This is a genomic window from Mesorhizobium album (assembly GCF_033977205.1).
GTDB lineage: Bacteria > Pseudomonadota > Alphaproteobacteria > Rhizobiales > Rhizobiaceae > Mesorhizobium > Mesorhizobium album.
On record NZ_JAVIIW010000035.1, the window covers coordinates 1 to 25,272 of the forward strand.

22 protein-coding genes and 1 pseudogene are annotated in these 25,272 nt (G+C 65.3%); 9 read left to right on the top strand and 14 right to left on the bottom strand.

Features of this window, described 5'->3' with window-relative positions; all coding sequences use genetic code 11:
- Nucleotides 1–301: 301 nt before the first annotated feature.
- Nucleotides 302–1,208 (bottom strand): annotated as a pseudogene (locus RFN28_RS24765) (LysR family transcriptional regulator).
- A 99-nt stretch (nucleotides 1,209–1,307) separates the two neighbouring features.
- Here RFN28_RS24765 and RFN28_RS24770 point away from each other — a divergent pair.
- Nucleotides 1,308–2,549 (top strand): MFS transporter, encoded by a 1,242-nt coding sequence (locus tag RFN28_RS24770; protein ID WP_320289803.1) that lies wholly within the window; start codon nucleotides 1,308–1,310, stop codon nucleotides 2,547–2,549.
- A 299-nt stretch (nucleotides 2,550–2,848) separates the two neighbouring features.
- Here the strand turns inward: RFN28_RS24770 and RFN28_RS24775 are convergent, their stop codons facing one another.
- Complete coding sequence (locus RFN28_RS24775) at nucleotides 2,849–3,613, bottom strand: amidase (RefSeq protein ID WP_320289804.1); 765 nt, start codon at nucleotides 3,611–3,613, stop codon at nucleotides 2,849–2,851.
- Nucleotides 3,564–4,685 carry a WD40 repeat domain-containing protein gene (locus RFN28_RS24780; protein ID WP_320289805.1) on the bottom strand — a complete coding sequence of 374 codons (1,122 nt, stop codon included), beginning with the start codon at nucleotides 4,683–4,685 and terminating at the stop codon, nucleotides 3,564–3,566. The genes RFN28_RS24775 and RFN28_RS24780 overlap by 50 nt, the downstream gene beginning before the upstream one ends.
- Nucleotides 4,686–5,667: 982 nt before the next feature.
- On the opposite strand from RFN28_RS24780, the gene RFN28_RS24790 reads away from it, so the two are divergent.
- Nucleotides 5,668–5,760, top strand: a complete 93-nt coding sequence (locus RFN28_RS24790; RefSeq protein WP_320289806.1) for a putative RiPP precursor — start codon at nucleotides 5,668–5,670, stop codon at nucleotides 5,758–5,760.
- 86 nt (nucleotides 5,761–5,846) lie between these two features.
- Here RFN28_RS24790 and RFN28_RS24795 read toward each other — a convergent pair whose 3' ends face one another.
- The 7 genes from RFN28_RS24795 to RFN28_RS24825 form a co-directional block, all read right to left on the bottom strand.
- Nucleotides 5,847–7,025 (bottom strand): hypothetical protein, encoded by a 1,179-nt coding sequence (locus tag RFN28_RS24795; protein WP_320289807.1) that lies wholly within the window; start codon nucleotides 7,023–7,025, stop codon nucleotides 5,847–5,849.
- 336 nt (nucleotides 7,026–7,361) lie between these two features.
- A complete protein-coding gene (locus RFN28_RS24800) occupies nucleotides 7,362–8,135 on the bottom strand; it encodes an exodeoxyribonuclease III (protein WP_320289808.1) in 774 nt (257 codons plus the stop codon).
- Nucleotides 8,136–8,173: 38 nt separating this feature from the next.
- Nucleotides 8,174–8,827, bottom strand: a complete 654-nt coding sequence (locus RFN28_RS24805; protein WP_320289809.1) for an alpha/beta hydrolase family protein — start codon at nucleotides 8,825–8,827, stop codon at nucleotides 8,174–8,176.
- A gap of 197 nt (nucleotides 8,828–9,024) precedes the next feature.
- Nucleotides 9,025–10,158, bottom strand: coding sequence for a tetratricopeptide repeat protein (locus RFN28_RS24810; RefSeq protein WP_320289810.1), 1,134 nt, complete (start codon nucleotides 10,156–10,158; stop codon nucleotides 9,025–9,027).
- Nucleotides 10,155–11,063, bottom strand: a complete 909-nt coding sequence (gene ku / locus RFN28_RS24815; protein ID WP_320289811.1) for a non-homologous end joining protein Ku — start codon at nucleotides 11,061–11,063, stop codon at nucleotides 10,155–10,157. Before ku ends, RFN28_RS24810 begins: the two co-directional genes overlap by 4 nt.
- A gap of 356 nt (nucleotides 11,064–11,419) precedes the next feature.
- Entirely contained in the window at nucleotides 11,420–13,900 is a 2,481-nt protein-coding gene (ligD, locus tag RFN28_RS24820; protein WP_320289812.1) for a DNA ligase D, read from the bottom strand.
- 289 nt (nucleotides 13,901–14,189) lie between these two features.
- Entirely contained in the window at nucleotides 14,190–14,414 is a 225-nt protein-coding gene (locus RFN28_RS24825; RefSeq protein ID WP_320289813.1) for a hypothetical protein, read from the bottom strand.
- Between the two features lie 364 nt (nucleotides 14,415–14,778).
- Here RFN28_RS24825 and RFN28_RS24830 point away from each other — a divergent pair, with 364 nt between their 5' ends.
- Together RFN28_RS24830 and RFN28_RS24835 are read left to right on the top strand one after the other, a co-directional pair.
- Nucleotides 14,779–15,276: a GNAT family N-acetyltransferase gene (locus tag RFN28_RS24830; protein WP_320289814.1), complete on the top strand. Its 498-nt coding sequence runs from the start codon at nucleotides 14,779–14,781 to the stop codon at nucleotides 15,274–15,276.
- A gap of 218 nt (nucleotides 15,277–15,494) precedes the next feature.
- Entirely contained in the window at nucleotides 15,495–16,502 is a 1,008-nt protein-coding gene (locus tag RFN28_RS24835) for an aldo/keto reductase (RefSeq protein WP_320289815.1), read from the top strand.
- A 232-nt stretch (nucleotides 16,503–16,734) separates the two neighbouring features.
- Here the strand turns inward: RFN28_RS24835 and RFN28_RS24840 are convergent, their stop codons facing one another.
- Nucleotides 16,735–16,962, bottom strand: coding sequence for a hypothetical protein (locus RFN28_RS24840; RefSeq protein ID WP_320289816.1), 228 nt, complete (start codon nucleotides 16,960–16,962; stop codon nucleotides 16,735–16,737).
- Nucleotides 16,963–17,393: 431 nt separating this feature from the next.
- On the opposite strand from RFN28_RS24840, the gene RFN28_RS24845 reads away from it, so the two are divergent.
- Nucleotides 17,394–17,930 (top strand): Hsp20/alpha crystallin family protein, encoded by a 537-nt coding sequence (locus RFN28_RS24845; RefSeq protein WP_320289817.1) that lies wholly within the window; start codon nucleotides 17,394–17,396, stop codon nucleotides 17,928–17,930.
- A gap of 25 nt (nucleotides 17,931–17,955) precedes the next feature.
- On the opposite strand, the gene RFN28_RS24850 is transcribed toward RFN28_RS24845, so the two are convergent.
- The 3 genes from RFN28_RS24850 to RFN28_RS24860 form a co-directional block, all read right to left on the bottom strand.
- Nucleotides 17,956–18,585 (bottom strand): glutathione S-transferase family protein, encoded by a 630-nt coding sequence (locus RFN28_RS24850; RefSeq protein WP_320289818.1) that lies wholly within the window; start codon nucleotides 18,583–18,585, stop codon nucleotides 17,956–17,958.
- A gap of 300 nt (nucleotides 18,586–18,885) precedes the next feature.
- Nucleotides 18,886–19,983 (bottom strand): flavin-containing monooxygenase, encoded by a 1,098-nt coding sequence (locus RFN28_RS24855; protein ID WP_320289819.1) that lies wholly within the window; start codon nucleotides 19,981–19,983, stop codon nucleotides 18,886–18,888.
- Between the two features lie 139 nt (nucleotides 19,984–20,122).
- On the bottom strand, nucleotides 20,123–20,356 hold the full coding sequence (locus RFN28_RS24860) for a hypothetical protein (RefSeq protein WP_320289820.1): 234 nt from the start codon (nucleotides 20,354–20,356) through the stop codon (nucleotides 20,123–20,125).
- A 376-nt stretch (nucleotides 20,357–20,732) separates the two neighbouring features.
- Here RFN28_RS24860 and RFN28_RS24865 point away from each other — a divergent pair, with 376 nt between their 5' ends.
- The 4 genes from RFN28_RS24865 (at nucleotide 20,733) to RFN28_RS24880 (ending at nucleotide 25,272) form a co-directional block, all read left to right on the top strand.
- Nucleotides 20,733–21,332, top strand: coding sequence for a DUF922 domain-containing Zn-dependent protease (locus tag RFN28_RS24865; RefSeq protein ID WP_320289821.1), 600 nt, complete (start codon nucleotides 20,733–20,735; stop codon nucleotides 21,330–21,332).
- Between the two features lie 458 nt (nucleotides 21,333–21,790).
- Nucleotides 21,791–22,867, top strand: a complete 1,077-nt coding sequence (locus RFN28_RS24870; protein WP_320289822.1) for an ABC transporter ATP-binding protein — start codon at nucleotides 21,791–21,793, stop codon at nucleotides 22,865–22,867.
- Between the two features lie 37 nt (nucleotides 22,868–22,904).
- Nucleotides 22,905–24,230, top strand: coding sequence for an ABC transporter substrate-binding protein (locus tag RFN28_RS24875; protein WP_320289823.1), 1,326 nt, complete (start codon nucleotides 22,905–22,907; stop codon nucleotides 24,228–24,230).
- A 103-nt stretch (nucleotides 24,231–24,333) separates the two neighbouring features.
- Nucleotides 24,334–25,272: a carbohydrate ABC transporter permease gene (locus RFN28_RS24880; protein ID WP_320289824.1), complete on the top strand. Its 939-nt coding sequence runs from the start codon at nucleotides 24,334–24,336 to the stop codon at nucleotides 25,270–25,272.

Below are 25,272 nucleotides of genomic sequence, written 5' to 3' on the forward strand. Positions count from 1 at the left end.
TCAACAATGGCCGCTACAGAATCACACGTGATTCCAGCCCTTCAAGCCCCTTTCGCAGCCCCACCTTCCGCTTGACATCCCACAGACGCAAATGTGTGCGCACGCTAGCCCTTGTGGGAGAAGGTAGATCGGCGCGCAGCGCCGAGACGGATGAGGGGTGCTGGAAGAAACGAGGCGCGGAAATTTTGAGCGATTTTAAGCGCTTATTTCTCGTGCGCCGCGATCCGGCCAACACCCCTCATCCGTCCGAGCTTCGCTCGGCCACCTTCTCCCACAAGGGGAGAAGGGGAAAGCCCCGCCCTTACGACACCAGCGGCATGGGTCCCTTCAGCGCCTCCGCCAGCGCGTCGCGGAACACCGCGATCGGCCGTGCGAGCCTTCCGGCCGGCGGGCGGTGGAGCAGCCAGCAGCGCACCTGCGGCCGGAAGCCGGGGCAGTCGACCACCTCGACCGCGTCGCGCCACGGGCTGCCGGACAGCGCGCCCGGCGTGACGACGCCGATGCCGTGGCCGCGCGCCACCAGCGACATGCGCAAATCGGCGCCCTGCGCCTCGACGCCGACATGGAAAGGCAGCCGCGCCACCTCGAAGCGATGGCGGATGAAGGCGCGGAAGCCGCAGCCGGTCTCGTTCAGCACCCAGGGGTAGCGCGCAAGATCGGTGAGCTCGGCCGGCTTCGGCACACCGAGGCTGGGCGAGGCCACCAAAAGCACCGACTGCACACCGAGATCGTCACCCACTAGCTCCGGCGGCGGCGCGACCCCATCGGCGAGGCAGACCGCGACCGCGTCGATCTCGCTGTGCAGCACCTGGTCGACCAGGCGCGGCGACAGGCTGGAGGTGATCTTCAGCGTCAATTGGGGGAAGGCGCTGCGCAAGCTGTCGAGCGGTTCGGAGAGCGCGCTGGTCGAGAGATAGGGCATGATGCCGAGGCGGAACTCCCCTCACCTCGCCGGCCGGCGAAACGCCAGCCTTCAGATCCTCCAGCGAGCGCAGCACGCGGCGGCCGTGTTCATAGGCCTCGCGACCCGAAGCGGTCGGCTTCAGCGGCTTCGACTGGCGATCGAGCAGAGGTGTGGCCAGCCGCTCCTCGAGATTCTGGATGCGGCGCGTAACGCCTGGCTGCGTGAGGTTGAGCCTAGCCGAGGCGCCGACAATCGATCCGGTCTCGACGACGGCGACGAAGGCTTCGAGGTCGTGGATGTTCATGCGTAACTCGCATAATCATTATCATGTCAATTCAATTGTAGCATTATGCTCGATCGCAATAAAGTCCTCGCCGGATATGCGAACCGCGAGGATTTTTTCATGCACGGGACCAGCAAGGCTGAAATCGCGACGGGAGAATTCGCCGGGCGGTCGCGAACCGGCGAAAGCACCGAAACCATCACCCGATCGCAGACGCTGCTGTTCGCCGCCTCGGTCGGCATCATCGTCACCAACCTCTTCGCGCCGCAGACGCTGGTCGGGTTGATCGGCCCGTCGCTGGGCGCCGCGGGGTCCGAGAGCGGCCTCGTCTCGATGGCGACCCTGCTCGGCTATGCCGCCGGGCTGTTCTTCCTGGTGCCGCTGTCCGACCTCGTCGAGAACCGCGTGCTGGTGCTGCGCATGCTTTGCGTCGCGGCGCTCGCCGCGGCGATCGCTTCGCTCGCGCCGTCGGCCGCTTCGCTGCTCACCATGCTATTCGTGCTCGGCGCCGCCTGCTCCTGCATCCAGGTGCTGGTGCCGGTCGCAGCTTCGATGGCGCCGTCCGGACAGGACGGACGCGTCATCGGCGACGTGATGAGCGGGCTGATGATCGGCATCCTGCTTTCGCGCCCGCTCGCCAGCCTGGTCGCGGATGCCTTCGGCTGGCGCGCCTTCTACGGCCTCAGCGCGGGCGCGCTGGCGCTGCTCTCGATGCTGCTCGGGCTCGCTTTGCCCCGGCGGCGGCCGCTGACGCATGCGAGCTACGCGGCGCTCATCGCCTCGCTGCTCGAGCTGTTGCGCCAGGAGCCGGTGCTGCGCCGCCGCGCCTTCACGGCAAGCCTGGTGATGGCGGCCTTCAGCGTGTTCTGGACGGCGGTGGCGCTGCGCCTTGCGGCAGCACCCTTCGATCTCAGCCAGAAGGGCATCGCGCTGTTCGCGCTGGCCGGCGCCGGCGGCGCCGCGGCGACCCCGCTCTTCGGCCGGGCCGGCGACCGCGGCTGGACCCGGCCGGCGACGATCGCCTGCCATCTCGGCCTGATCGCGGCGTTGGCGCTTGCGGCCTGGGCGGGCGCAGCGCAGACCGGCGGTTCATGGTTGCCGCTGGTGCTGATGGGCGTCAGCGCCGTGCTGCTCGACATCGGCGTCACCGGCGACCAGACCCTCGGCCGCCGCGCCATCAACCTGCTGCAGCCGAAAGCGCGCGGGAGGCTTAACGGTCTGTTCGTCGGGATCTTCTTCATCGGCGGCGCGGTTGGCTCGCTGCTGGCGGGGATTGCCTGGGCGTGGGGCGGATGGAACGCGGTGTGCGCGGCAGGGGCTGCGTTTGGGGTACTGGCGCTGGTGGTGGATTGGGCGGAGTAGCGGGGCCTCTCCTTCTCCCCTTGTGGGAGAAGGTGTCGCCGAAGGCGACGGATGAGGGCTGCTGGAAGGAATGAGGCGCCGAAATATCTAGCGATTTCAGATCTTTACCTTTCAACGTGGCGATCCGTCCAACACCCCTCATCCGGCCGAGCTTCGCTCGGCCACCTTCTCCCACAAGGGTGTTTGGACCGGGGACATCGCGAACAGGTGTGCGAGGACATCGCGAACAGTTTTGCGCGTTTTGCGCGAGGGGGTTCGCGATGTCCCCGGTCCAAACAAAGGGGAGAAGGAGGGGCGCCTCACCCAATCCCGCCCGTCGCCACATAAGCGCCGGCGCTCCGCCCATCCGCCAGCTTCACAATGGCCGTGACGATGGAGCCGTAGGAACCGCGCCAGACGCTGTGAAAACCCTGATGTGTCGATGCCGGTACCGTCACCCGGCCGGTGTAGCGCTGGCCGCCGGCCTGCATGGTGACCGGCTCGCCATTGACGTGGAGCTTAACGACGGCGGCATCCGGCTCCTCCCCGCCGCCCGCGTCGACCTCCAGCGTGATCGCGATCTCGTCCGTGTCGCCGGCATGTGTCGTCTCGGCGGTCAGCGTCAGCATAAGCTGTTCATCGGCGGAGCGGCCTGCCCTGCCCTCGCCCTCCGCAAACACATCATCCGCCAGTGCCGGCGTGCGCGGCGGGACCGTGCGGCGCTGCGTGGCGCGCTCGTAGTCGCCGGCCAAGGCAAGCAGCACCACATCGTCATAGGCCTGGCCGGCGAAGGTGAGGCCGACCGGCATGCCGATATCGGCCATGGTGCCCATCGGCACGGTCACCGTCGGGATGCCGAGATGGCGCCAGACCAGATTGCCGTTGGCGACCCAGGTGCCGTTGCGCCAGGCGAGCGCGGCAGAGGCCTCGTTGATGTCGGCGTCGGCAGGGCCGACATCGGCGACGGCCGGCAGCACCACGGCGTCGAGCCGGTTCGCCTGCAGCCAATCCTCGAAATCGACGCGGCGCGTTTGTTCAAGGCCCTTCAGGCCCGCCTCGATGGTGGGAATGGCCGGGCAGCACATGCAGCACCGCGCCCTTTTCCAGATCCCAGACAACCACCGAGCCGGTGTCGTGGCCGCTGACGGCGCGCTTGCCGTCGGGGCTGATGGCCAGTTGCCTCACGCCGCCGTTCTGGCCGGAGGAAAAGACATGCAGCACCGCGCCGTCGGCAAGCTGGCGCAGCACGATCTCGCCGTCGTCGCCGGCGGTGAGCGCGGTTTTGCCGTCGGGCATGAAGAGCGCGGTGCGCGCCATGTCCTTGTGCTGCCCAAGATTGCGGATCAGCCGCTTGCCGTCGATGTCCCAGAGCTTGATCAGATCGTCGGTGCTGGCGCTCATGATCTGATGCCCGTCGGCCGACACCGCCAGCCAGACGACCGCGTCGCGATGGCCGTCCGGCGCGGTCGGCGGTGCCGGGGGCACGGGCGGAGGCGGCGCCACCGTCTCAAGCGGCGTCGCCATTTCAGGCTGGGCGGCTGGAGCCAGCGCGGTCTGCCGGACGGGTTGCGCCGGTGCGGCGGGCTGTGCCGGCTGTTGGACAGGCGCCGGCGAAGCAGGCTCGGCCGGCGCGGCTGCCGACGGCGCCGGGGCGACAGGCGCCGACACGGGCTCGACGGGCGGCGCCGGCTTCTGTTCCTGCGGGGGCGCTGGCGGCCTGACGGCCGGCCCGGGTGCGGGCGCCGATGCGGGCTCTGCCGGCAGGGTCGCGGGTTGCGCCGGGGCGGTGGCAACCTCTTTGGGCGGAGCGGCCGGTTCGCCGCCGGGCCAGGGAGCGAACTGGTCGGCGACGATCGCGAGCAGTGCCATGAGCGGCACGGCAAACGCGATGCGGCGCAGCCGGGGATGCCCGGCGGGCACGATCTCGGCGTCGCGGCCGAAGAGAGGCGCGGAGGGATCGTGCCTTGCCGCCGCCGGCAGCAGCCCGGCGAGGAACAAGAGGCCGGCAAGGACCGAGAGCAAACCCGCCGCGCCGAAGATCCCGGCGCTCGTCGTGGCCAGGGGCTTGCCGCCCAGCGCCAGATAAAGCTTGGCGAAGCAGGCAACGCCGACGACGAGCATCGCCAGCGCCAGCAGCCGGTCGGTCGATCTTTTCATCAGCGTCCCCCGCGCCCCGTGCCGCCCGACGACCGAAGCGGTTTCAACATCTTAGCCGAGCTTCTTTGCAAGTCTAAGTGTGAGACATCACACGACGAAAGATAAATAGGCGTCGATAGGCCATGTCTTCTGCCGGAGGCGTTTCGATCTACTCGGCCGGTAGGCCAATCTCCCGATACACGGCGCGCCTGATTGTTGTCTTTCGCATGATGACCGACCGACACTGTGAGCAGAAAGCCACATTCCCCAAGAATAGAGAGCACTGCCAGCCGGCTTGGTTGACAGGAAAGGCCCCTATGACATTATCAGCCGGGGATTTTTAGGAGAGCTTGGCATGAAGAAAATTTACGAGAAGCCTTCCCTGGCGAAGAAGGGCCGGTTATCGGCCGTCACTGCGCAGTTGGCGCCCTCCACGACTCCGCCACCGCTGACCTAACGATTTCTCGGCGCCAGCGGTTTGATGGGTCACGAGAAGTCCTCCTTGGTGAAAAGGGCGGCTCCCGTCAGTTATCGCGCAGTTGGCGTCATCCATGCTGCCGCCGGCGGGGGACTCGCAGGAGCCCTGATCGGCGCAGACCGGATACCGCGGATATTCCTGCACACGAATTGATGCCGGTTGGGGTTTTGCATTCAGGGCAATTGGGGATTTAGACAATGAAGAAGACATATGAGAAGCCGACCTTCGTCCGCAAAGGCAAGCTTTCGGCAATCACGGCACTGAACAGCCCTTCGAGGCCGATTCCTGGGTGATTGCCCGGGATCAAGCCGGTTGGGCTTGATCCCGTCGTCAGACAATTTCTCATCCGGGCGATTTCAATTGTGAAGAAGATTTACGAGAAGCCGACTGTCGTCCGCAAGGGCAAGCTTTCGGCAGTCACGAGTGTTCCTGTTTCCAACCCCGTAACTCCTCCAGTCAATAGCCCTACCAGTACAACCTAAGTACTTTGTCCCAGCGACCTTCTGAGGCAGGAGAATGGCAGACTTGAAGAAGACCTATGTGAAGCCGACGCTCACCAGGAAGGGCAAGCTTTCGGCGGTCACGGCGGCAAACAGCGCTTCGGGCGCGCCGGTCTGATCGGACTTTTCGACATCGCTGCGGCACAATGGCGTAAAATACAATATCTGGAGCGGTTTAGCGGTAGACGCTAAACCGCTTTCTCATCAGCGCGTCAGAACCAATTCATCCAGCACGAGCTGCCAATAGTGCCTAGCAGTGACGCGCACGCGCGTCACCGCCTTCAGCATCGGCGCGTAGTGCACCGGCGCCAGCGCCGACAGCGCGATCTCGTCGCTGGCGACCAGCTCGTCGCCGAGCCAGCTTTCAACCAGCGCCACTTCGCCTTCCGCATTCAGCCACGCGGCGGTGAGCTTCACCGAATGGAAGCCGAATGGTTCGGCGCGGCCGAACTCCGCTGGATGGCCGCTGCTGGTATAGGTCGTGTAGCTGCCTGAGAGATTGCCGTTGAGGTAGCCCTGGCTGTCCGTGACGTAGAGGCTGGTCAGGGCATTGAGGTTGCGCCAGTCGAGGCCTCCATGGCCGCAAGGGACCTTCTGGAAGGGCAGCGCGGTGACGCCGTCGAAGCCGATCGTCTCAAGCGCCACCTCAGAGGCGATCGCGCTCGGCCGCAACAACCCGAGATCGGCCGGATAGGGCGAGAGCGCAAGGCGCCGGTCGAGGCCGGAGCCGGAAATCGCCAGCGTGTCGGCCCAGGCGGGAAGGTCAAGGTGGAAGCTGCCGGGCGCGAGTTGCCGGGTCTCCAGCAGCCTGCCCTTGCCCAGCAGCGAAAGCGTCACCTCGGCCTCCGCGATGCCGCGCACGAAGCGCGCCGGCGAGAGGCCGACCATTGCGGGCAGGTCCTCGCCGGCAAGCCCCGCGGGCGAACCCGGAACGGCATTGAGGCGCATCGACTGGTCCTCGTTGCCGGTGCTGACACGCCAGCCTTTCGGCACGGAGACGCAGAAGCGGTATTTGCCGGGCGCGCGCAGCACGGCGCGGCGTTTTGTCGTCGACATCGGGAAGTTGGCGAAGCCGCCGTTGTTGGTGCGCAAGGCGGCAAGGAAGGCGCCCTTCCCGTCATAGGCGCGCACCACGATCCCGGCCATCGGCCGGTCTGCCTGGCCGAATTTGCCGTCGCCGTCGACATCCATGAAGACGAAGCAGGAATAGTTGAGCAGCCCGCGGCTGCCGCTCCAGTCGCTGCGAGGCGCGTAATCGCGGGCGGGATCTGGATTGCCGCGCGCCTTGCGACGCTTGCGCCGCCAGTGCAGGGCAAGCATGATGAGAGCAACGGCGCCGGCGAGGACGAGCGCCGAGATGAGGAGGATGAGGGCCTCAGCCATGGCGGGGGCGCGATGGGCGAACACAACTACTCAGGATGACAAGCATCGTCTGGAATCCCCCCTTTGATTTTTGCAAGCTAGCGTGAGATGTCGTCGCTGCACAGCCACTGCTGGCGAGGGGCTTGTGCCAATCCTTTGAAATGCCAGCGGGACAGCGGCCCTTCCTTCTCCCATAATTATGGGAGAAGGTGGCCGAGCGAAGCTCGGTCGGATGAGGGTGCTCCAGCTTGGCGGATATGTTCAGGATATCCCGGCAAGCAATGAGACCACCAACGTCTCATTTCTTCCGTCTCGGCGCTACGCGCCGAGGCACCTTCTCCCCCCTGGGGGAGAAGGTCAAGTCGCCAGCTCCACCCACACCGGCGCATGGTCGCTGGCGTTATCCTCGCCCCGCACATCGCGATCGATGCCCGCCGCTTTCAGTTTTCGGACAAGCTTCTTCGACAACAGGATGTGGTCGAGCCGCAGCCCCGCGTCGCGCGGCCAGCGGTTCCGGCGGTAGTCCCAGAAGGTGTAGAGCGTCTCCTTCGGGAAGACTTTGCGCAACGCATCGGTCCAGCCTTGCTCGATCAGCCCGGCAAAGGCGGCGCGGCTTTCAGGCTGCACCAGGGCGTTGTCGTCATAGGAGCGGGTGGCGTAGATGTCGCGCGGCTCGGGCACGATGTTGTAGTCGCCGGCAAGCACCACCGGCAGGCCGGTGTCGAGAAGCTGCCCGGCATGCGCGGCGAAGCGCTCGTGCCAGGCAAGCTTGTAGGCAAATTTCGGGCCTGGCCGCGGGTTGCCGTTCGGTGCATAGAGGCAGGCAATGACGATGCCGTCGACCGCCGCCTCGATGTAGCGCGCCTGGCGGTCGGCATCGTCGCCGGGCAGCGCCTCGCGCGTCAGCACCGGCTCGGCGCCGCGAGCCAGGATGGCAACGCCGTTCCAGGTCGGCTCGCCCTTCCACACCGCGCCATAGCCGGCGTTCGCCAGCCTGGTCAGCGGGAACTGTGTGTCGCGGGATTTCAACTCCTGCAGGCAGACCACCTCGGGCTTGGCGCGGGCGAGCCAGGCGAGAAGGTTTTCGAGCCGGCCGTTGATGTTGTTGATGTTGAAGGTGGCGAGTTTCATTAGCCGAAAGCGCGCGTCGCTTCGCTCCTTGCTCCGCCCTAGGATGACGAAGCCGATGGCCACGCCATCCAGGCTTTCACCGTCTCCGCCACCGTCTTCAGATGATCCGCCGTGGAGAACCCCGACACCGCCTTGCGCGGCTTCAGGTCGTGATCGCCGTCCTCCAGCCAGACCACCTGGATAGCCTCGGAAAGGCCGTAGGTGGCGACCTCGTCCTTCGTGCCGAACTCGTCGCGCGTGCCTTGGAAGATCAGCGTCGGCGTCTTCAGGTCGGCGAGATGTTTTGTCCGCAGTTGCTCCGGCTTGCCGGGCGGATGGAAGGGATAGCCGAGGCAGACCAGCCCCTCGATCTCGCCCTTGGCAAACATCTCGTCGGCGACCATGGAGGCGACGCGCCCGCCCATCGACTTGCCGCCGATGATGAGCTTGCCGGTCACGCCCTTGGCGCGCAGATCGGCGATCGCCTTGATGTATTCCGGGTTCACCGTCTCGGCGCGCGGCGGCGGCTTGCGGTGGCCGTAGCGGCGTGCGGCCATGTAATGGAACTCGAAGCGCGCGACACGGAAGCCCGCGGTGGCGAGCGCCTTGGCGGTGGCGGCCATCGAGGCGGAATCCATCGGCGCGCCGGCGCCGTGCGCGAGCAGGATGGTGACGGGGGCGGAGTCCGGGCCGTCGAAAAGGAAGTAGGTCATGGGTGCTCCAACCTCCCCTTCTCCCCTTGTGGGAGAAGGTGGCCGAGCGAAGCTCGGTCGGATGAGGGGTGTTCCAGCTTGGCGGCCACGTTCATCGATATCCTGGCAAGCGACAAGATCACCAGCGCGTCATTTCTTCCAGTACCCCTCATCCGTCTCGGCGCTGCGCGCCGATCCACCTTCTCCCACAAGGGGCGCTAGCCCGCCGTCCGCGCCATGTGCAAATCGACGAACTGGATCCCCTTCTGCGCCAGCCTTGCCCATTCGGACTCCGCATCGAGCTCCAGATATCGCGTCCATAGCCGGCGGGCTTCCGCGAGATTGCCGGCGTCGAGTTCCAACCGGGCGAGGTTGAACACCGGGTCGGCATAGGCCTTATCGAGCGCGATCGCCTTCTGCAAATGGCGGCGCGCGGAGGCCAGCTTGCCCTCGTCACTCATCAACCCGGCGAGGTTGAACCAGGCCTCGACGAAGCCGGGGTCCAGCTTGATCGCGCGGGCGTAATCATGCGCGGCTTCCGCGACGCGGCCGGTACCGCGCAGGCAGTTGGCGCGGTTGAAGGCGGCGATCGCGTCCTTCGGGTCGATCGACAGGCAGCGCTGGTAGAGCGCTGCAGCGTCGTCGTGGCGCCCCTCCTCTTCCGCGGCTTCCGCCTCGGCAAAGAGTTCCTCCAGCGTGTCGTCTCCAAACATTCCCGAACTTGGCGAGCCGAGATCGAACAGCAGCTGGCCGTCGAGTTCGCTCCTGCCCTCGTCGAGATAGATCGCGTCCGGGCGGCCGTGCTGCGAGCCGAGGTTGAGCGACTTGGCGGTAAGCGAGGCGACCGGGCCGGAGCGATGCACGGAACGCGCGATCGCGCCCCAGCTCGCGCCACTGGCGATCAGCCCGGCATATTTCTTCGCCAGAATGAAGTCGCGGAAGGAATAGGGCTCGGCGTCGTGCTCGAAGGCGTCGAACAGCGAGAGCATGTCAAGATCGTCGCCGGCCAGCCGCGACTGCTCGACCAGCGATTGCCGCGACAGCGACGAGGCCTCCGGCGCCTTCATCAGCCCGAGCAGGCGCAGGAAGCCGTTTTCGCTGATCAGTTCGCGCCCGGCCGCGCGTTCGGCCTTCGCGCGGCGCTCGATCTCGGCATCGCCGGTCTTCGTCAGGCCCGCCTTGGCAAGAAGCGCGCGGCCGAACACGACATGCGTCGTGCGCCTTGTGACGCCGCGCCTCAGCTCGGCATGCCGGCGCTCGACCTCGCGCGCGGCGAGCCTGAGCGGAAAGGCGGCAAGCGCGCCGACGACGCCGAAGACGGCGCCGGGGAGGATGACGGGGCCTCCCGTCACTTCTTGCTCTTGCCGACGGCCTTCAACAGGTTCGCCTTCAGCGGATTCTCAGGCGCGCCGCCGGAAGCCGCCTTCTTGGCGGGTTTTGCGGGCGCCTCCTCGGCCTTGCTTTTCGACTTGGCCGGGGGCTTCGCCGACTGCGACAGGCTCGCCTTCAGCGCATCCATCAGGTTGATGACGTTGCCGCGCTCGGGCGCGGCCGCAATGATCGGCTTGTGGCCCTTCAGCTTCTCGCGGATCATCGCCATCAGCGCCACCTCGTAGCGATCCTCGTAATTCTTCGGATCGAAGTGGGTTTCCTTCTGCTTGATCAGCGCCTGGGCGAGATCGAGCATTTCCGGGTCCGGGTTGCCGGCCGGGAGGTTGCCGAAATATTCAGCCGTGCCGCGCACTTCGTTGGGGTTCCTCAAGGTGCAGACGAACATGCCGTTCTCGCGCGCGCCGATCGTTACCACGCGTTCGCGGCTGGAGATCACGAGCCGTGCGATCGCCAGCTTGCCCGACTTGCGCATCGCCTCGCGCAGCACGACGAAGGTCTCCTCCGCCATCGCGCCGTCGGGGGCAAGATAATATGGCGTGTCCTGATAGATCACGTCCACCTCCGCCTCGTCGACGAAGGCCTCGATGTTCATCGTGTGGTTGGATTCGATCCTCACCGCCTCGAGGTCGGCGTCATCGATGATGATGTACTGCTTGTCCTCGTATTCGTAACCCTTGACCAGGTCCGAGCGCTCGACCAGCCCGAGCTCGGGATCGACCGGCTTCATGTTGATGCGGTTATGGGTCTTCTTGTGCAGCTGGTTGAACGAGATGCGCTCGCTCGCGCTGGTGGCCGGATAAAGCCGGACCGGACAGCTGACGAGGCTGAGCTTGAGGTAACCTTTCCAACTTGCCCTGGGCGCCATGATGAACTCCTACGCGGCCATGCACTGACATTCTAGCTTGAGCATGATCTTCTCCAAAACCGGTTCCCACTTTTTGGGATCATGCTCACTGCAGCGCTCCCGCTCAAGGACGGTTGGCGCCGTGGAAATCCTACACCGACCCCTCACCTTACAGCCGAATTCCTAGCGAAGTGTTCTTGGGGCGGGTTGGCCCGGAGGATAGTTCAAATTGTCGGAAGCGTCGATGGAGATGGAACTGAGACGCTGGCGATTAGCCGAAGACCCTGAACTTCGTCATCCTAGGGCGGAGCAAGGAGCGAAGCGACGCAGCGCAGACCCTAGGTGTCTACGTCCGTCGCTTCGCTCCTTGCTCCGCCCTAGGATGACGAAATACGGGACGGCAAATCCCTCGCAGCCTCATCGATCTCCGCCCACGGGTCGCCCGAGGTCTCCAGCAATCCCGGCAGCGAGGCGTAGTTCAGATCCTCGGGCGCGTCGATCGTCTCGAGGTCCGTCCAGCTCACCGGCGTCGAGGCCGGCAGGTTGGTGCGGGCGCGCAGCGAATAGGGGGCGGCGGAGGTGTGGCCGCGGGCGTTGCGGTGGAAGTCGATGAAGATGCGGCGCTTTCGGTTTTCCTTGCCCATGGTGGTGGTGAAGGTGTCGGGCGCGCTTGCCGCGAGCAAAGTCGAAATGGCGCTCGAGGCCTGGTGCAGTTTCTTCCAGTTCTGCTTCTCCGTCACCGGCACGGTAATGTGGATGCCCTTGCCGCCGGAGGTTTTCGCGAAAGGCACCAGGCCGAGGCTTTCCAGCCCGCCCTTGATGTGGACGGCCGCCTCCACCACCTCGCGCCATGAAATCCCCTCGCCCGGATCGAGGTCGAAGACGATCTGGTCGGGCCTGTCGAGCTTGGTGCGGTGCGTGCCCCAGGTGTGGAATTCGACGACGCCGAATTGCGCCAGCGCCAGATAGCCCTTGGCGTCCTCGACCGAGAGATAGTTTTTGGTTTCGCCTTCCGAATTGGTGCTCTCGAACACCGCCACCGAAGGCGGCATGCCGGTGAATGCATGGCGCTGGAAGAAGCAGTCCTGCGGCCGCCCGGTGGGGCAGCGTACCAGCGACACCGGGCGGCCGATGATGTGCGGCAGCATGAAATCGCCGACCAGCGCGTAATAGACGGCGATGTCGAGCTTGGTCGGTCCGGTCTTGCCGAACAGCCGCCGCTCCGGATTGGTGACCCAGATGGTGGCGAGGTCGGATTCGGCGATCAGCCGCCTGCGCTTGACCGGCACCGGCGTGGTGAGCCCGCCGACATCGCGCAGGCCGCGAAAGACGCCGTGGCGGATCGCATTGTCGGCGGTGCGGTTCGAATAGCGGATGCGGGCCGACAGCAGAGGCTTCACCCAATGCATCTCGCGCATCACCTCGCGCGGCGCGCCTTCGGGCGGCGTGGCGCCGGCGGTCAGCCGCTCCAGCCGCGCGAGCAGGTCTGTCGCCATGTCGCGGTCGAAGCCGGTGCCGACCTTGCCTCGATAGTGCAATTCGCCGTTCTCGAACTCGGCCATGCCCAGCGCCGCCAGACCTTCCGCCCGGTCGGAGACGGTGTAGCCGGCGATGACGAAATCGTCCGTCTTCTGCGCCTTCACCTTGGTCCAGCTCTTGGTGCGGCCGCTCTGGTAGATGGCGTCGGCACGCTTGGAGACGACGCCTTCAAGCCCAAGATCCGAGGCCTGGTCGTAGAGCCCCTGCCCATCGCCCTCGACATGATCGCTGAACTGGATGGCGGAATTGGCGGCCTGGCCGGCGAGCAACTCGGCAAGCAGCGCCTTACGCTTTTGCAACGGCGCCTTGCGCAGGTCCCAGCCGTCGAGGTGCAGAAGATCGAAGGCGTAAAAATGCAATTTGGATCCGGCGCCCTCAGCCAGCGCATCCTGCAGCAGTGCGAAGCGCGAAATGCCCTTCTCGTCGAGCACCATGATCTCGCCGTCGATGATCGCCTGCTTCACCGGCAGGCGCGCGAAGGCCTGCGGAAGGTCGCCGTAGCGCTTCGTCCAGTCGAGGCCGCCGCGGGTGATCAGGCGCACCTCGCCGTCGACCACATGCGCCATGGTGCGATAGCCGTCGAATTTTATCTCGTGCAGCCAGAGCGTGCCCGTATCCTCCACCGGTCCGCCCGGCGGCTTCGGCACCTGGGTGGCAAGCTGCGGCTCGATGCGGCTGGGCGGCTCGGCCTTCACGGCGCCGGGCTTCAGCGAGCCGGGTTTCGGCGGCAGGCGCTGCGGCTTCTTCGGCGGCGCGACCAGTTCCTCGATGCGGCGGCCGGACTTCACGCTCTCCGGGCGGGCTTCGAGGATGTCGAGCTTGGTATCGGAGGCAAGGTCGCGCTCCTTGAACAGGAGCCAGTTCTTCTTGTTCTCGTCCTCGCCGGGTTTCGGCTTCAGCCTGGTCAGCATCCAGCCGCCATTCAGCTTCCGGCCGGCCAGCCGGAACTTGAAGGCGCCGGTGCGCAGGCTTTTCTCAACATCGTCCATCGGTGCCCAGGTGCCGGTGTCCCACACGATCATCGGCCCGCCGCCATATTCGCCCTCGGGGATGACGCCCTCGAAGTCGATATATTCGATCGGATGGTCCTCGGTCTCGACGGCGAGGCGCTTGTCGGCCGGGTTGAGCGATGGCCCGCGCGGCACCGCCCAGCTTTTCAGCACGCCGCCGACTTCGAGGCGCAGATCATAGTGGTCGGCGGTGGCGTGATGCTTGTGGACGACGAAGCGATTGCCCTCCCCGCCGGTCAGTCCGCCAGCAGGCTCGGGTGTCCGGCTGAACTCGCGCTTGGCGCGGTAGGTTTTGAGTTTGGAGGGCATGGGTCAGGCGCCAAGGCGCAGAGCAGACAATGGCAAAGGCCGCGTTCCTTCGCGCCTCGCCCGCCTTGCGGTCGTCATCCTCGGGCTTGACCCGAGGATCCATGCCGTGACGCCCGCCGTAGAATGCAGCCAAGCAGAACTTGGACCGCTGTGGGGCTTCGATGTCGCGGCATGGATCCCAGGGTCTCCGCGACGGAGCTTCGCTCCTGCTTCGCCCTGGGATGACGAAAGGAAAGGGGCGGCGCGCATCAGGTCCTGCGTCTCGCTGGCACGTGCAGCTTTGCGCCCTTCAATCGTCGGTCGCCGGCGTCAGTTCCAGCTCGGCCGGCGTCAACCCCTGCCGCAGCTGACTTAGCCGGAACTCGTCGACCCAATAGGCCTCGCCGTCGACCAGCACACGCGCCTGATAGGTGCCGCCGGAAAATCTCTGCGCGGTGACGTAGACCTTGTGGCGGTCGAGCGCCTTCTTCACCGCGGCGCGACGGGAATTTTCTCTGGCGACGGGACTGGCCATGGCTTCACTCTGTACACTGGCGCTCAAAGGGCCCCCAAGGATGAAGGAGAGCGCGGGGCGAGTCAATTTTGGCGAGGCGATGGAGCTGCCGATCTCTCCCAAGTGGGGGAGATCGCCGGCAGGCCAGAGAGGGACGCGAAGGAATGAGGCGTGAGCCAATAGGGACGGCTGGCTTGTTGCTATGGATTTTCCGGGCACGCAACTACGATTTGTCGGCGGGACAGCGCCCCCAATGTCCTGCCCGTCCCCCGCAGCAGCTGCGCTGCAGCTGCGGAGGGTGGACCGGACATCTCCCCCACAAGGGGGGAGATTGGCTGTCGCAAGCGCCGCGCCCTATCTTGGAATGCAACGAAGGAACCCAACAATGTCCCACATCCGCCCTATGACGAAGAACGATCTGGCGGCCGTGTCGCGGCTGTTGGGAGGGTCCTGGCGTCGGACCTATTCGCCGATCCTGGGCGAGGAAAACGCGGCCCGGCTTTCCGATGAAAGGCACAGCCCGGAGAAGCTCGCGGCCGAGCTCGAGGACGACAACAAGATGTCGTTCGTCGCCGAGCGGACGGATGGCTCGATAGCCGGCTATGCGATGGCAGCGATGGACGAACATGGCGATGTGATGCTCGACCGGGTGCATGTCGAGCCGCAGGAATTCGGCAGCGGGCTCGCCGTCGACCTTCTGCACGCCGTGCTTGCCGCCCATGCCGGCATTCCCAGCATCGCGCTGGAGGTGATCGAGGGCAACGACCGGGCGATCGCCTTCTACCGCAAGCACGGCTTCGAGGTTGCCGAGCGCCGCCCGGCGGCGCATGGCGTCGGCGGCCATGCCTCGCTGATCATGCGCCGGATATTGCCGATGGCTTGAGTTTCGCCGGCGGGCGGTGCAGGTGGTTCCGTCAGGGTTCCGAGGGAGTGGAGTCGGCCGGAACCACCCGCCCGCCTTGTGTCCTTCCCAAGACAGACCGGACCATAAAACCGTTTCCCTCCCGCCTTCCTTGATCCCGATCAAACGCCGGATGCTGGACGCATTTCGTCTCGGCCCTATAATTTCGCGGGCGCCAATTTTTCACCGGAGACAGCCAGATGAGCCTGGGCAAGCAGAAACTCGGCAGCCAGGGGCTCGAAGTCTCGTCGATCGGCCTCGGCTGCATGGGCATGAGCCAGTCCTACGGGCCGGCCGACGAGGCGGAGTCGATCGCGACGATCCACCGGGCGATCGAGCTTGGCTGCACCTTCCTCGACACGGCTGAAGTCTATGGCCCCTTCATCAACGAAGAGCTGCTCGGCCGCGCGCTGATGGGCCGGCGCGATCAGGTGACGATCGCGACAAAATTCGGCTTCCGCATTGTCGACGGCAGGCAGGTGGGCACCGAGCGCGACAGCCGGCCCGAGCATATCCGCGAGGTGGTCGACGCCTCGCTGCAACGGCTCGGCACCGACCATATCGACCTCATCTACCAGCACCGCGTCGACCCGGCCGTGCCGATGGAGGATGTCGCGGGCACGGTCGGCGAGCTCGTGGCGGAAGGCAAGGTGCGCTTCTTCGGCCTGTCGGAGGCGGGAATTACCAACATCCGCCGCGCGCATGAGGTGCATCCGGTCTCGGCGCTACAGAGCGAATATTCGCTGTGGGAGCGCAACCTGGAGCCCGAGATCATCCCGGCGCTGAAGGAGCTCGGCATTGGCCTGGTGCCCTTCGCGCCGCTCGGCCGCGGCTTCCTCGCCGGCGACGTCAAGCGCGCGGAGGACTATCCGGAGGGCGATTTCCGGCGCGGCGACCCGCGCTACCAGGGCGAGAATTTCGACGCCAATGTCGCGGCGGCCGCGACGGTGCGCGAGATCGCCGCCGCCAAGGGCGTGAAGCCCGGCCAGGTCGCGATCGCCTGGCTGCTCGCCAAGGGACCGGAATTCGGCATTGACATCGTGCCGATCCCCGGCACCAAGCGGCGGACCTATCTGGAGGAGAATGTCGCCGCCGCCGACATCGAGCTCGACGCCACCGAGATGCTGGGGCTCGACATGGCGCTGACGCCCGACAAGGTGTCAGGGCCGAGATATAACGAGCGGACGATGTCGATGGTAGATCGGTAGGGCTACCGTGATGTCATAATGCTGAAACGCTGGCGGGACAGCGCCCCCCTCTGTCCTGCCGGACATCTCCCCCACTTGGGGGGAGATTGGATGTCACGCCGCTTTCGCCAATCGCCAGAGTTGAAGAGAGATGCCTGCGCTGAAACCGCTAATCTCGCGCCAGGGGGAGATGGCCGGCAGGCCAGAGGGGGCGCGAAGGAATGCTACTTGGCAGTCTCTGGCGTTGAGTCCGCTACTTCTTCTTGCAATCCGGCAACGCATCCATCGCCTTTTTGGCCTCGGCCTCGCTGGCGTATTTCTTCTTGCCGAGGTCGACGACGAGCGTCCCGTCCGGCTTCTTCGGCACCACCTCGCACTGCTTCGAGACGGCGTCCCTGGCGACCCAGTATTCCTCGGCCGCCACGGCGGGAAGGCCGATGAAGCCGGCGGCGAGGATTGCGAAAGCGACGGTGCGAAACATTTCCTGGTCTCCTTGCTTGCGTTGCTGGCAGCAGGCGGGAGCGGTGCCCGCACGCTTCTCTAGTCGTTGACGCAACTCCGGACGGAAAATTGTTGCGCACTTTTCCTGGAATTGTTGCAAAGGAAACGCCCTCCGCCACGCTTCCGTTCCAGGCATCCGGCAGCGGTGAAACGGGCATGCCGGGGGCGGTCGTCTGCCAGGGTGGCGGTTGTCCGGGAGGTGCCAGAGAAAAATCTTTGCGCGCCCGCAAAGCGATCCTTGACTTCGGCCCGCCGGCCTCCAGATCGATTTTGCCGATCTCGTGCGAGCACCGGACATGCGAGGCCGAGCCGCCGCCAGCGCGTCGAGCGACCGATTGGGCGAAACGCACAGCCAAAGGCTGTCCGGCACCGTCGCACCCGCATCGCCGTGCCAGAAAAGGAGGAACTGAAATGGCAATTCGTGATCTCATTCCCTGGGCCAGGGAAGGCAATCAGGTTCCCGGCTTCTATCGCGAGAGCGATCGCGATCCGTTCATGGCGCTGCACCGCGAGATGAATCGCCTGTTTGACGACGCGTTCCGCGGCTTGGGCGCCGGACTGCCCTCGTTCGCCAGCGCCTATGGCGGGCGTGCCGGATGGCCGAACGTCGAAATCTCCGACACCGGCAGCGAAATCCGCGTCATGGCGGAAATCCCCGGCATGGAGGAGAAGGATATCGAAGTGATGCTGGACGAGGGTATGCTGACGCTACGCGGTGAGAAGCGCTCCGAGAGCGAAGACAAGGACAGGCAGTTCTCCGAATGCTTCTACGGCCGCTTCGAGCGCCGCATTCCCGTCGGCACCGAGATCGAGGAAGACAAGGTGAACGCAGCCTTCCACAACGGCGTGCTCACCGTGACCTTGCCGAAGACCAAGCGCGCCCAGGCGAAAGCGAAGCGCATCCCGATCAGCGGTACGGCCCCGAGCTCCGGCAAGAGCAAGCACTGACCGCGCCTGACCCCGGCTGCACGGCTCAGCCGCCCGAATGCGGGTCGATGCTGTAGGGGTGGACGGGATAGCCCGGGCCGATCGCCGCGCTCACCCGATCGACCCAGCTGCCGACCGCCGGATAATCGGCAAGCGCAAAGCCGCAATCCTCGGCGCGGTGGCTGTAGGCATAGACGGCGACGTCGGCGATGGTGAGCGCGTTGCCGACGAGGAAGCGCGTGTCTTGCAGGCCGCGCTCAAGTCCTGCGAGCGCGCGGGCGCCTGCCTCGCGCTTGCCGGCGACCAACGCCTGGTTGCGCTCCAGCCGCCCGGTCAGCGTCCAGAAGCGCAGCGAGCCGATCACCGGCTCGACGTGATACTGCTCGAAGAACAGCCACTGCATGACCTTGGCGCGCAGGACGCGATCGGACGGAAGGTAAGGCGTGCCCTCGGCGAGGTAGGCGAGGATGGCGTTGGATTCCGCGATGGCCTCGCCATTTTCCAGGCCGAGCACCGGAACGGCGCCGGCCGGATTGAGTTTCAGGAAAGCCTCCGTGTGGCTCTCGCCCTCGAAGATCGACACGTGCCGGGTTTCGTAAGCGATGCCGAGCAACCCCAGCAGGACGCGCACCTTCCAGGCATTTTGCGACGGCAGATAATCGCAGAGCGTGAGCATGGCGGGGTCCCCGGTTGACTGGGGTGGCTTCGCACGGGGTGATCGAAGGCGCCACCCGATTTATGCGTCGGCGATCAGTATCAGCGAGACGTTGGCGGGACAGTACCCCCCTCTGTCCTGCCGGACATCTCCCCCGCAAGGGGGGAGATCGGCAGCTTCGGCGTCGGCCGTCTCCCCGCAACGCCGGCGATTGGCGAAAGCCAAGATGACGTCCAATCTCCCCCCTTGCGGGGGAGATGTCCGGCAGGACAGAGGGGGGTGTGACGGAACTCAGCCTATCGCATTGCCCAGCGTCTACCCTCACCGCCCCGCAATGTCCTTCGCCACCGCCCTCGCCTCGATGCCGATCTCGCGCAACAGGCCGGTGACCGGGTTGTGGAAGCCGACGAGATAGACGCCGAGGTCCGAGGCGCGGGCATTCACCCCGCTTTTCGCCGGCCGCAGCTCCGCAGGCAGGAAGCCGTCATAGCCCGGCCGGTAGCCGGTGGCGAAGATCACCGCGTCGAATTTTTTCTCCTGCCCGCCGGCGAATTTTGCGCCGTCCCCGGTGAAGCGGACGATGTCGGGGAGGGTGCCGATCCGGCCCGCCTTGATCGCCGCCACCGTGCCGACATCGATCACCGGAATGCGGCCGGCATCAATCTGCCTGAGGATGCCTTCCTTCGGCCGCACAATGCCGTATTTCTCGAGCTTGCCCAGCGCCAGGTCGAGGATTTTCGGGAACATCCAGTCGTTCAGCGCCTGCGGCATCGGCCGGCTGGCGATGCCCACCATCTGGATCGGCACGCCGAACAGCTGGCGCGGCACGATGTGCACGCCCTTGCGCACCGAGATCGTCGGACGGGCGCCGGACTCGGCCAGATCGAGCGCGATCTCGGCGCCCGTGTTGCCCATGCCGATGACCAGCACGTTCCTGCCGACATAGGGCGCGGCGTCGGTGTAGGCGGCGCTGTGCAGCACCTCTCCGTTGAACGCCTCGATGCCGGGAAAGCTCGGCACGATCGGCTCGGCATTGTTGCCGGTGGCGACGACGACCCTCTTGGCGCTGAAGGGGCCGGCGTCGGTCTCGACCAGGAATTTTCCGCCCTCGCGGCGGATCGATTTCACCGTCACGCCGAAGCGCGGCTCGAGGCCGAAGCGCTGGGCATAGGCATCGAGATAGGCGACCACCTTCTCGCGCGGCACATAGCGCGGATGGCTCTTCGGGAACGGCGCGAAGGGCAGCGAGGAAAACGACTTCACCGTGTGCAGATGCAGCCGCCGGTAGTGCCTGCGCCAGGCTGGCGCCACCTCGCCGGCCTTTTCGAGGATGACGAAGTCCTGCCCCGCCTCCTTCAGGCAGGCGCCGACGGCCAGCCCCGCCGGCCCCGCGCCGACAATGACGACATTGGTGTCCATGCTCCCCTCCTCCCGCAAGGCCATATCAGGCTATGCCGGGAGGCGTGGGAGCGGCAAGTAGGGAGGAACACCTATCGTTCTGCCCGGTGGGAGAAGGTGGCCGAGCCAAGCTCGGACGGATGAGGCTGAGGCGCCAGCGCTACTCCATCGCGCCAGGAACCCCGGGCTCGTCCTCGGGCGGCTCGAGGAGTTCGATCAGCTTCGCAACCCTGGCGCTGGGCATCGCATGGCCCTCGTTCACAAGCGCCTCGTCGGCGTCGATCCAGGCGAGGGCCTCTTGCAGTTCCTCAAGGCTGGCGCCGGTGAGCGCGATGTCTGCGATGACGGCCTCGTCGACCGGTCCAAGCACGGAAACAATCTCGTCGCGGGTCATCCTTGTCCTCCCCATGGGTCGAGACGATGCCTAGGAAAACGGGCGACCGGTGGGACGGGTTCCAGGTGGAGGCGCCCTATCTCCGTGTGAGGCGATCACCAGCGTGGCGTTCCTTCGCGCCCCCTCTGTCCCGCCAGGCTCCAAAGCTTGCCAAGCAAGCCCCGTCGGTGGAGCGCGCTCACCCCTTCGTTGCCGCTCCGGCCGCAGCGAGCATCCTCGTATACGACTACTCGAGAATTGAAAGGAGGAAAGGTGCTACCCGGCGCTGGGAGCCCGGCACAAAGGGGGCGCGAAGGCACGTGGCGCTGGCGCCCTTTGCTCTCGTCCGCGACAACCGCTATGCACGAAGCCTCGCCCGGAATCCCACCGAGTCCCCATGAAGCCTACCCTCCTGCTTGCCGCCCTGCTGCTGCCCTCGCCGGCCCTCGCCCAATGGAAGCCGGTCGAGAAGGTCGAGACCTATGCGATCTCCGGCCAGACGGTCGAGGAGCTCTATGTCTCGATCGGCGACAAGGGTCCGGTGATCGGCAAGGACGCAGCCGGCAACGAGCGACGGGCGATCGCGCACACTTTCTTCAAGCTGACCTGGCAGCGGAACTACCAGCCGCAAGGCGGCGCCTGCGTGCTCAAGACCGCGCGGCCGCAGCTGATCATCACCTACACGCTGCCGAAGCCCGCGGGGAAACTTGCGCCCGCCGTGCGGGCGCGCTGGGATACCTTCGCCGCCGGGCTCGCCGCGCATGAGAAGGTGCACGGCGCCGGCATCGTCGACATGGTCGACAAGATCGTCGTCTTCAGCACCGGCCTCACCGTCGCCGACGATCCCGGCTGCAAGAAGATCAGAACCGAGCTGACGCAATATCTCGACCAGCTTTCCAAAGCGCAGCGCCAGGCCAGCCGTGATTTCGACAAGGTCGAGTTCGGACCGGGCGGGAATTTGCAGAAGCTGATCGCGACCTTCCTGATCGGCGGGTGAAACCGGCCAAGCTGCCGCGGCGATTCCCGCTGCGGTCGAGCACGGAGCAGATCAACCCAGCAATGGCCGCGCCATGGACGGGCAGCGGTCAATGCCGATGCTGCCGGAACGGGCACGAGCCAGATTTTCCCCGGGAAGTTGAAATCCACCATCTTAGTAATCACTAATGTTTCTTCTGCTACTATTGACGACCACTCTCGAGCAGCCCGGTCTGGCCCGGTTCAACTTCTCCTTGAGCGGAGCTTCGATCAACTGTCCTGACCGGCGAAAGAAGAACCGTTAGCGCCGACGCTTTACAGGCGGATTTGGTAGCGCTACCGTTTCACCGTCGCGTGACCCGGGGGGAGCTGGGCAGACGTCGCCGACGCCAGTGGTGGATGCTTGCCGGCATCCGTTTCAGCCACATCTGATAGAAACGGCTCCCGCGAGACTTCGCAGGGACCATCGGGAGGAGTTCGATGGCGTCTGTCGCGATTGGCGATGTCTACAAGTCGTTCGGGGCCACCCAGATCCTGCATGGCGTCAGCGTCGATATAGAAGACGGCGAGTTCGTCACGCTGGTCGGGCCGTCGGGCTGCGGAAAATCGACACTTCTCAGGATGATCGCCGGCCTGGAAAAAATATCGCGCGGCCATATTTCGATCGGCAGCCGTATCGTCAACGACGTTGCGCCAAAGGAGCGCGACGTGGCCATGGTCTTCCAGAACTACGCGCTCTATCCGCACATGACGGTGGCCGAGAACATGGCGTTCTCGCTCATGCTCAAGGGTGTGCCGAAGGCCGAAAGCGATGCCGGGGTGAAGCGCGCGGCCGAAATCCTCGGGCTGGTTCCGCTTCTGTCGCGCTATCCGCGCCAGCTGTCAGGCGGCCAGCGCCAGCGCGTCGCCATGGGCCGGGCGATCGTGCGCAATCCGCAGGTGTTCCTGTTCGACGAGCCGCTCAGCAATCTCGACGCCAAGCTCAGGGTTCAGATGCGCGCCGAGATCAAGGAGCTGCACCAGCGGCTGAAGACGACGACGATCTATGTCACCCACGACCAGATCGAGGCCATGACCATGGCCGACAAGATCGTGGTCATGCATGACGGCGTCGTCGAGCAGATCGGACCGCCGCTCGAACTCTACGACCGCCCCAACAACCTGTTCGTCGCGAGCTTCATCGGCTCGCCCGCCATGAACCTGCTGAGGGGCACATTCGCCAACGATGGCGCGCCGTCCTTCCGGGGCGCGGGCGGCGTTTCCGTGCCTCTGCCGAAACCACCTGCGGTCAGCAACGGCGAAGCCATGGTCCTGGGCGTTCGGCCCGAGCATCTGCGGTTGGCCGAAGACGGTATTCCGGTCACCGTGGTGGTGATCGAGCCGACCGGCTCGGAAGTGCAGATCATCGGCCGGACGGCCGGCGGCGAGGACATCGTCGCCAATTTCCGAGAACGCCATTCCTTCGCGCCGGGAGACGCCATCCGGCTGTCGGTCGAACCAGGCCCCATCCATCTGTTTCACGGCGAAACCGGCCAGCGGATCGAAGCGGCGCGCTAGAGGCACGCAACGAGGAACCAAAGAGGAGGAGACGAGCATGAAATTCACCAGACGCGACGTGATCCGCACGACTGCCGGCGCGGCGGTCGGAGCCTTAGGCAGCCGCTTGGTCGGCTCCCCGGCCTTCGCTCAGGAGGGGCTGAAGTACAAGCCGGAGGAAGGTGCCAAGCTCAGGCTGCTGCGCTGGTCGCCTTTCGTGCAGGGCGACGAGGACCAGTGGCTGAAGAATACGAAGCGGTTCACCGAAGCGACGGGCGTCGAGGTGCGCGTCGACAAGGAGAGCTGGGAAGACATCCGGCCGAAGGCTGCGGTCGCCGCCAATGTCGGCTCCGGTCCCGACCTGATGCTGGTCTGGTTCGACGACCCGCACCAGTATCCCGACAAGCTGCTCGACGTGACGGAACTGGGCGACTATCTCGGCAAGAAATATGGCGGCTGGTACGACGGACCGAAACAGTATGCGACGCGCGAGGGCAAGTTCCTCGGCCTGCCGCTGGCCACCATCGGCAACGCCATCGTCTATCGCGAAAGCTGGGTGAAGGAGGCAGGCTTCTCGGAATTCCCGAAGGACACGGCCGGCTTCCTCGAGCTTTGCAAGGCGCTGAAGGCGAAAGGCCATCCGGCCGGCTTTACGCATGGCCACGGCGTCGGCGACGGCAACAATTACGCGCACTGGCTGCTTTGGAGCCATGGCGGCCAGATGGTCGACGAGAAGGGCAAGGTGACGATCAACAGCCCGGAGACGCTCAAGGCGATCCAATATGCGCAGGAGCTCTACAAGACCTTCATTCCCGGCACCGAAAGCTGGCTCGACGTGAACAACAACCGCGCCTTCCTGGCCGGCGAAGTGAGCGTGATCGCCAACGGCATTTCGGTCTACAACACCGCCAAGGTCAACAAGGACAAGGATCCGAAACTGACCGAAATCGCCAAGGACATGCGCACGACCAACCTGCCGATCGGTCCTGTCGGGAAATCGGTCGAGCTGTTCCAGGTGACCACGGCTGTGATCTTCAACTACACCCCCTACCCCAATGCGGCCAAAGCCTATCTGCAGTTCATGTTCGAGGACCCGCAGATGCCGGACTGGATCACGTCGTCGGCCGCGTATTGCTGCCAGACGCTCAAGGCTTTCGAGAACAATCCGGTGTGGAAGGCCGACCCGAACAATGCGGCTTACGCGAAGGCCTCGGCGACGCTGCGCCCCAACGGCTATGCCGGGCCGCTCGGCTATGCCTCCGCCGCGACGATGGCCGACTATGTGCTGGTGGACATGTTCGCCAAGGCGGTAACAGGCCAGGCCACGCCGCAGGAGGCGATGGAAGAGGCCGAAAAGCGCGCCAACCGCTACTATCGCGTCTGATCCTGTTCGACCTGAGCCGGGGTGGCCGCGCCTGTCGTCCGGAGGCATTCGGAACGAAGAGCCGTCCCGGCCGCTCCATCAGACTTCATAGGGAACCCACGCCATGGCCGTGCCATCCGTTGCCGTTCAGCGACCTCCGTCGATCCTTTCGCGGCTCGCCGAGAGCCGGAACGCTCTTGGCCTCGGCTTCATGCTGCCGGCGGCGGCGCTGCTCCTGGTGTTTCTCACCTATCCGCTCGGGCTCGGTGTCTGGCTCGGCTTCACCGATGCCCGTATCGGCCGCCCCGGCATCTTTATAGGCATCGAGAACTATCAATATCTGTGGAGCGACGGCGTCTTCTGGCTCTCCGTCTTCAACACCCTGCTCTACACGATAAGCGCATCGATCCTGAAGTTCGTGCTCGGCCTCTGGCTGGCGCTCATTCTCAACGAGAACTTGCCCTTCAAATCGTTCTTCCGCGCGATCGTCCTGCTGCCTTGGGTGGTGCCCACGGTGCTGTCGGCCATCGCCTTCTGGTGGATCTACGATTCGCAGTTCTCGATCCTGTCCTGGGCGCTGCAGCAAATGGGCCTGATCGACCACCCGATCAACTTCCTCGGCGACCCGACCAATGCGCGCGCTTCCGTCATCGCTGCCAATGTCTGGCGCGGCATTCCGTTCGTCGCCATCACGCTGCTTGCCGGCCTGCAGACCATTCCCCAATCGCTTTACGAGGCGGCCACGCTGGACGGCGCCAGCCGCTGGCAATTGTTCCGCCATGTGACGCTGCCGCTTTTGACGCCGATCATCGCTATCACCATGACCTTTTCGGTGCTGTTCACCTTCACCGATTTCCAGCTGATCTATGTGCTGACCCGCGGCGGGCCGGTGAACGCCACCCACCTGATGGCAACGCTGTCCTTCCAGCGCGGCATTTCCGGGGGCCAGCTTGGCGAGGGCGCGGCAATCGCGGTCGCAATGATCCCGTTCCTGCTGGCGGCGATCCTGTTCAGCTATTTCGGCCTGCAACGACGCAGGTGGCAGCAAGGCGGCGGAGACTGA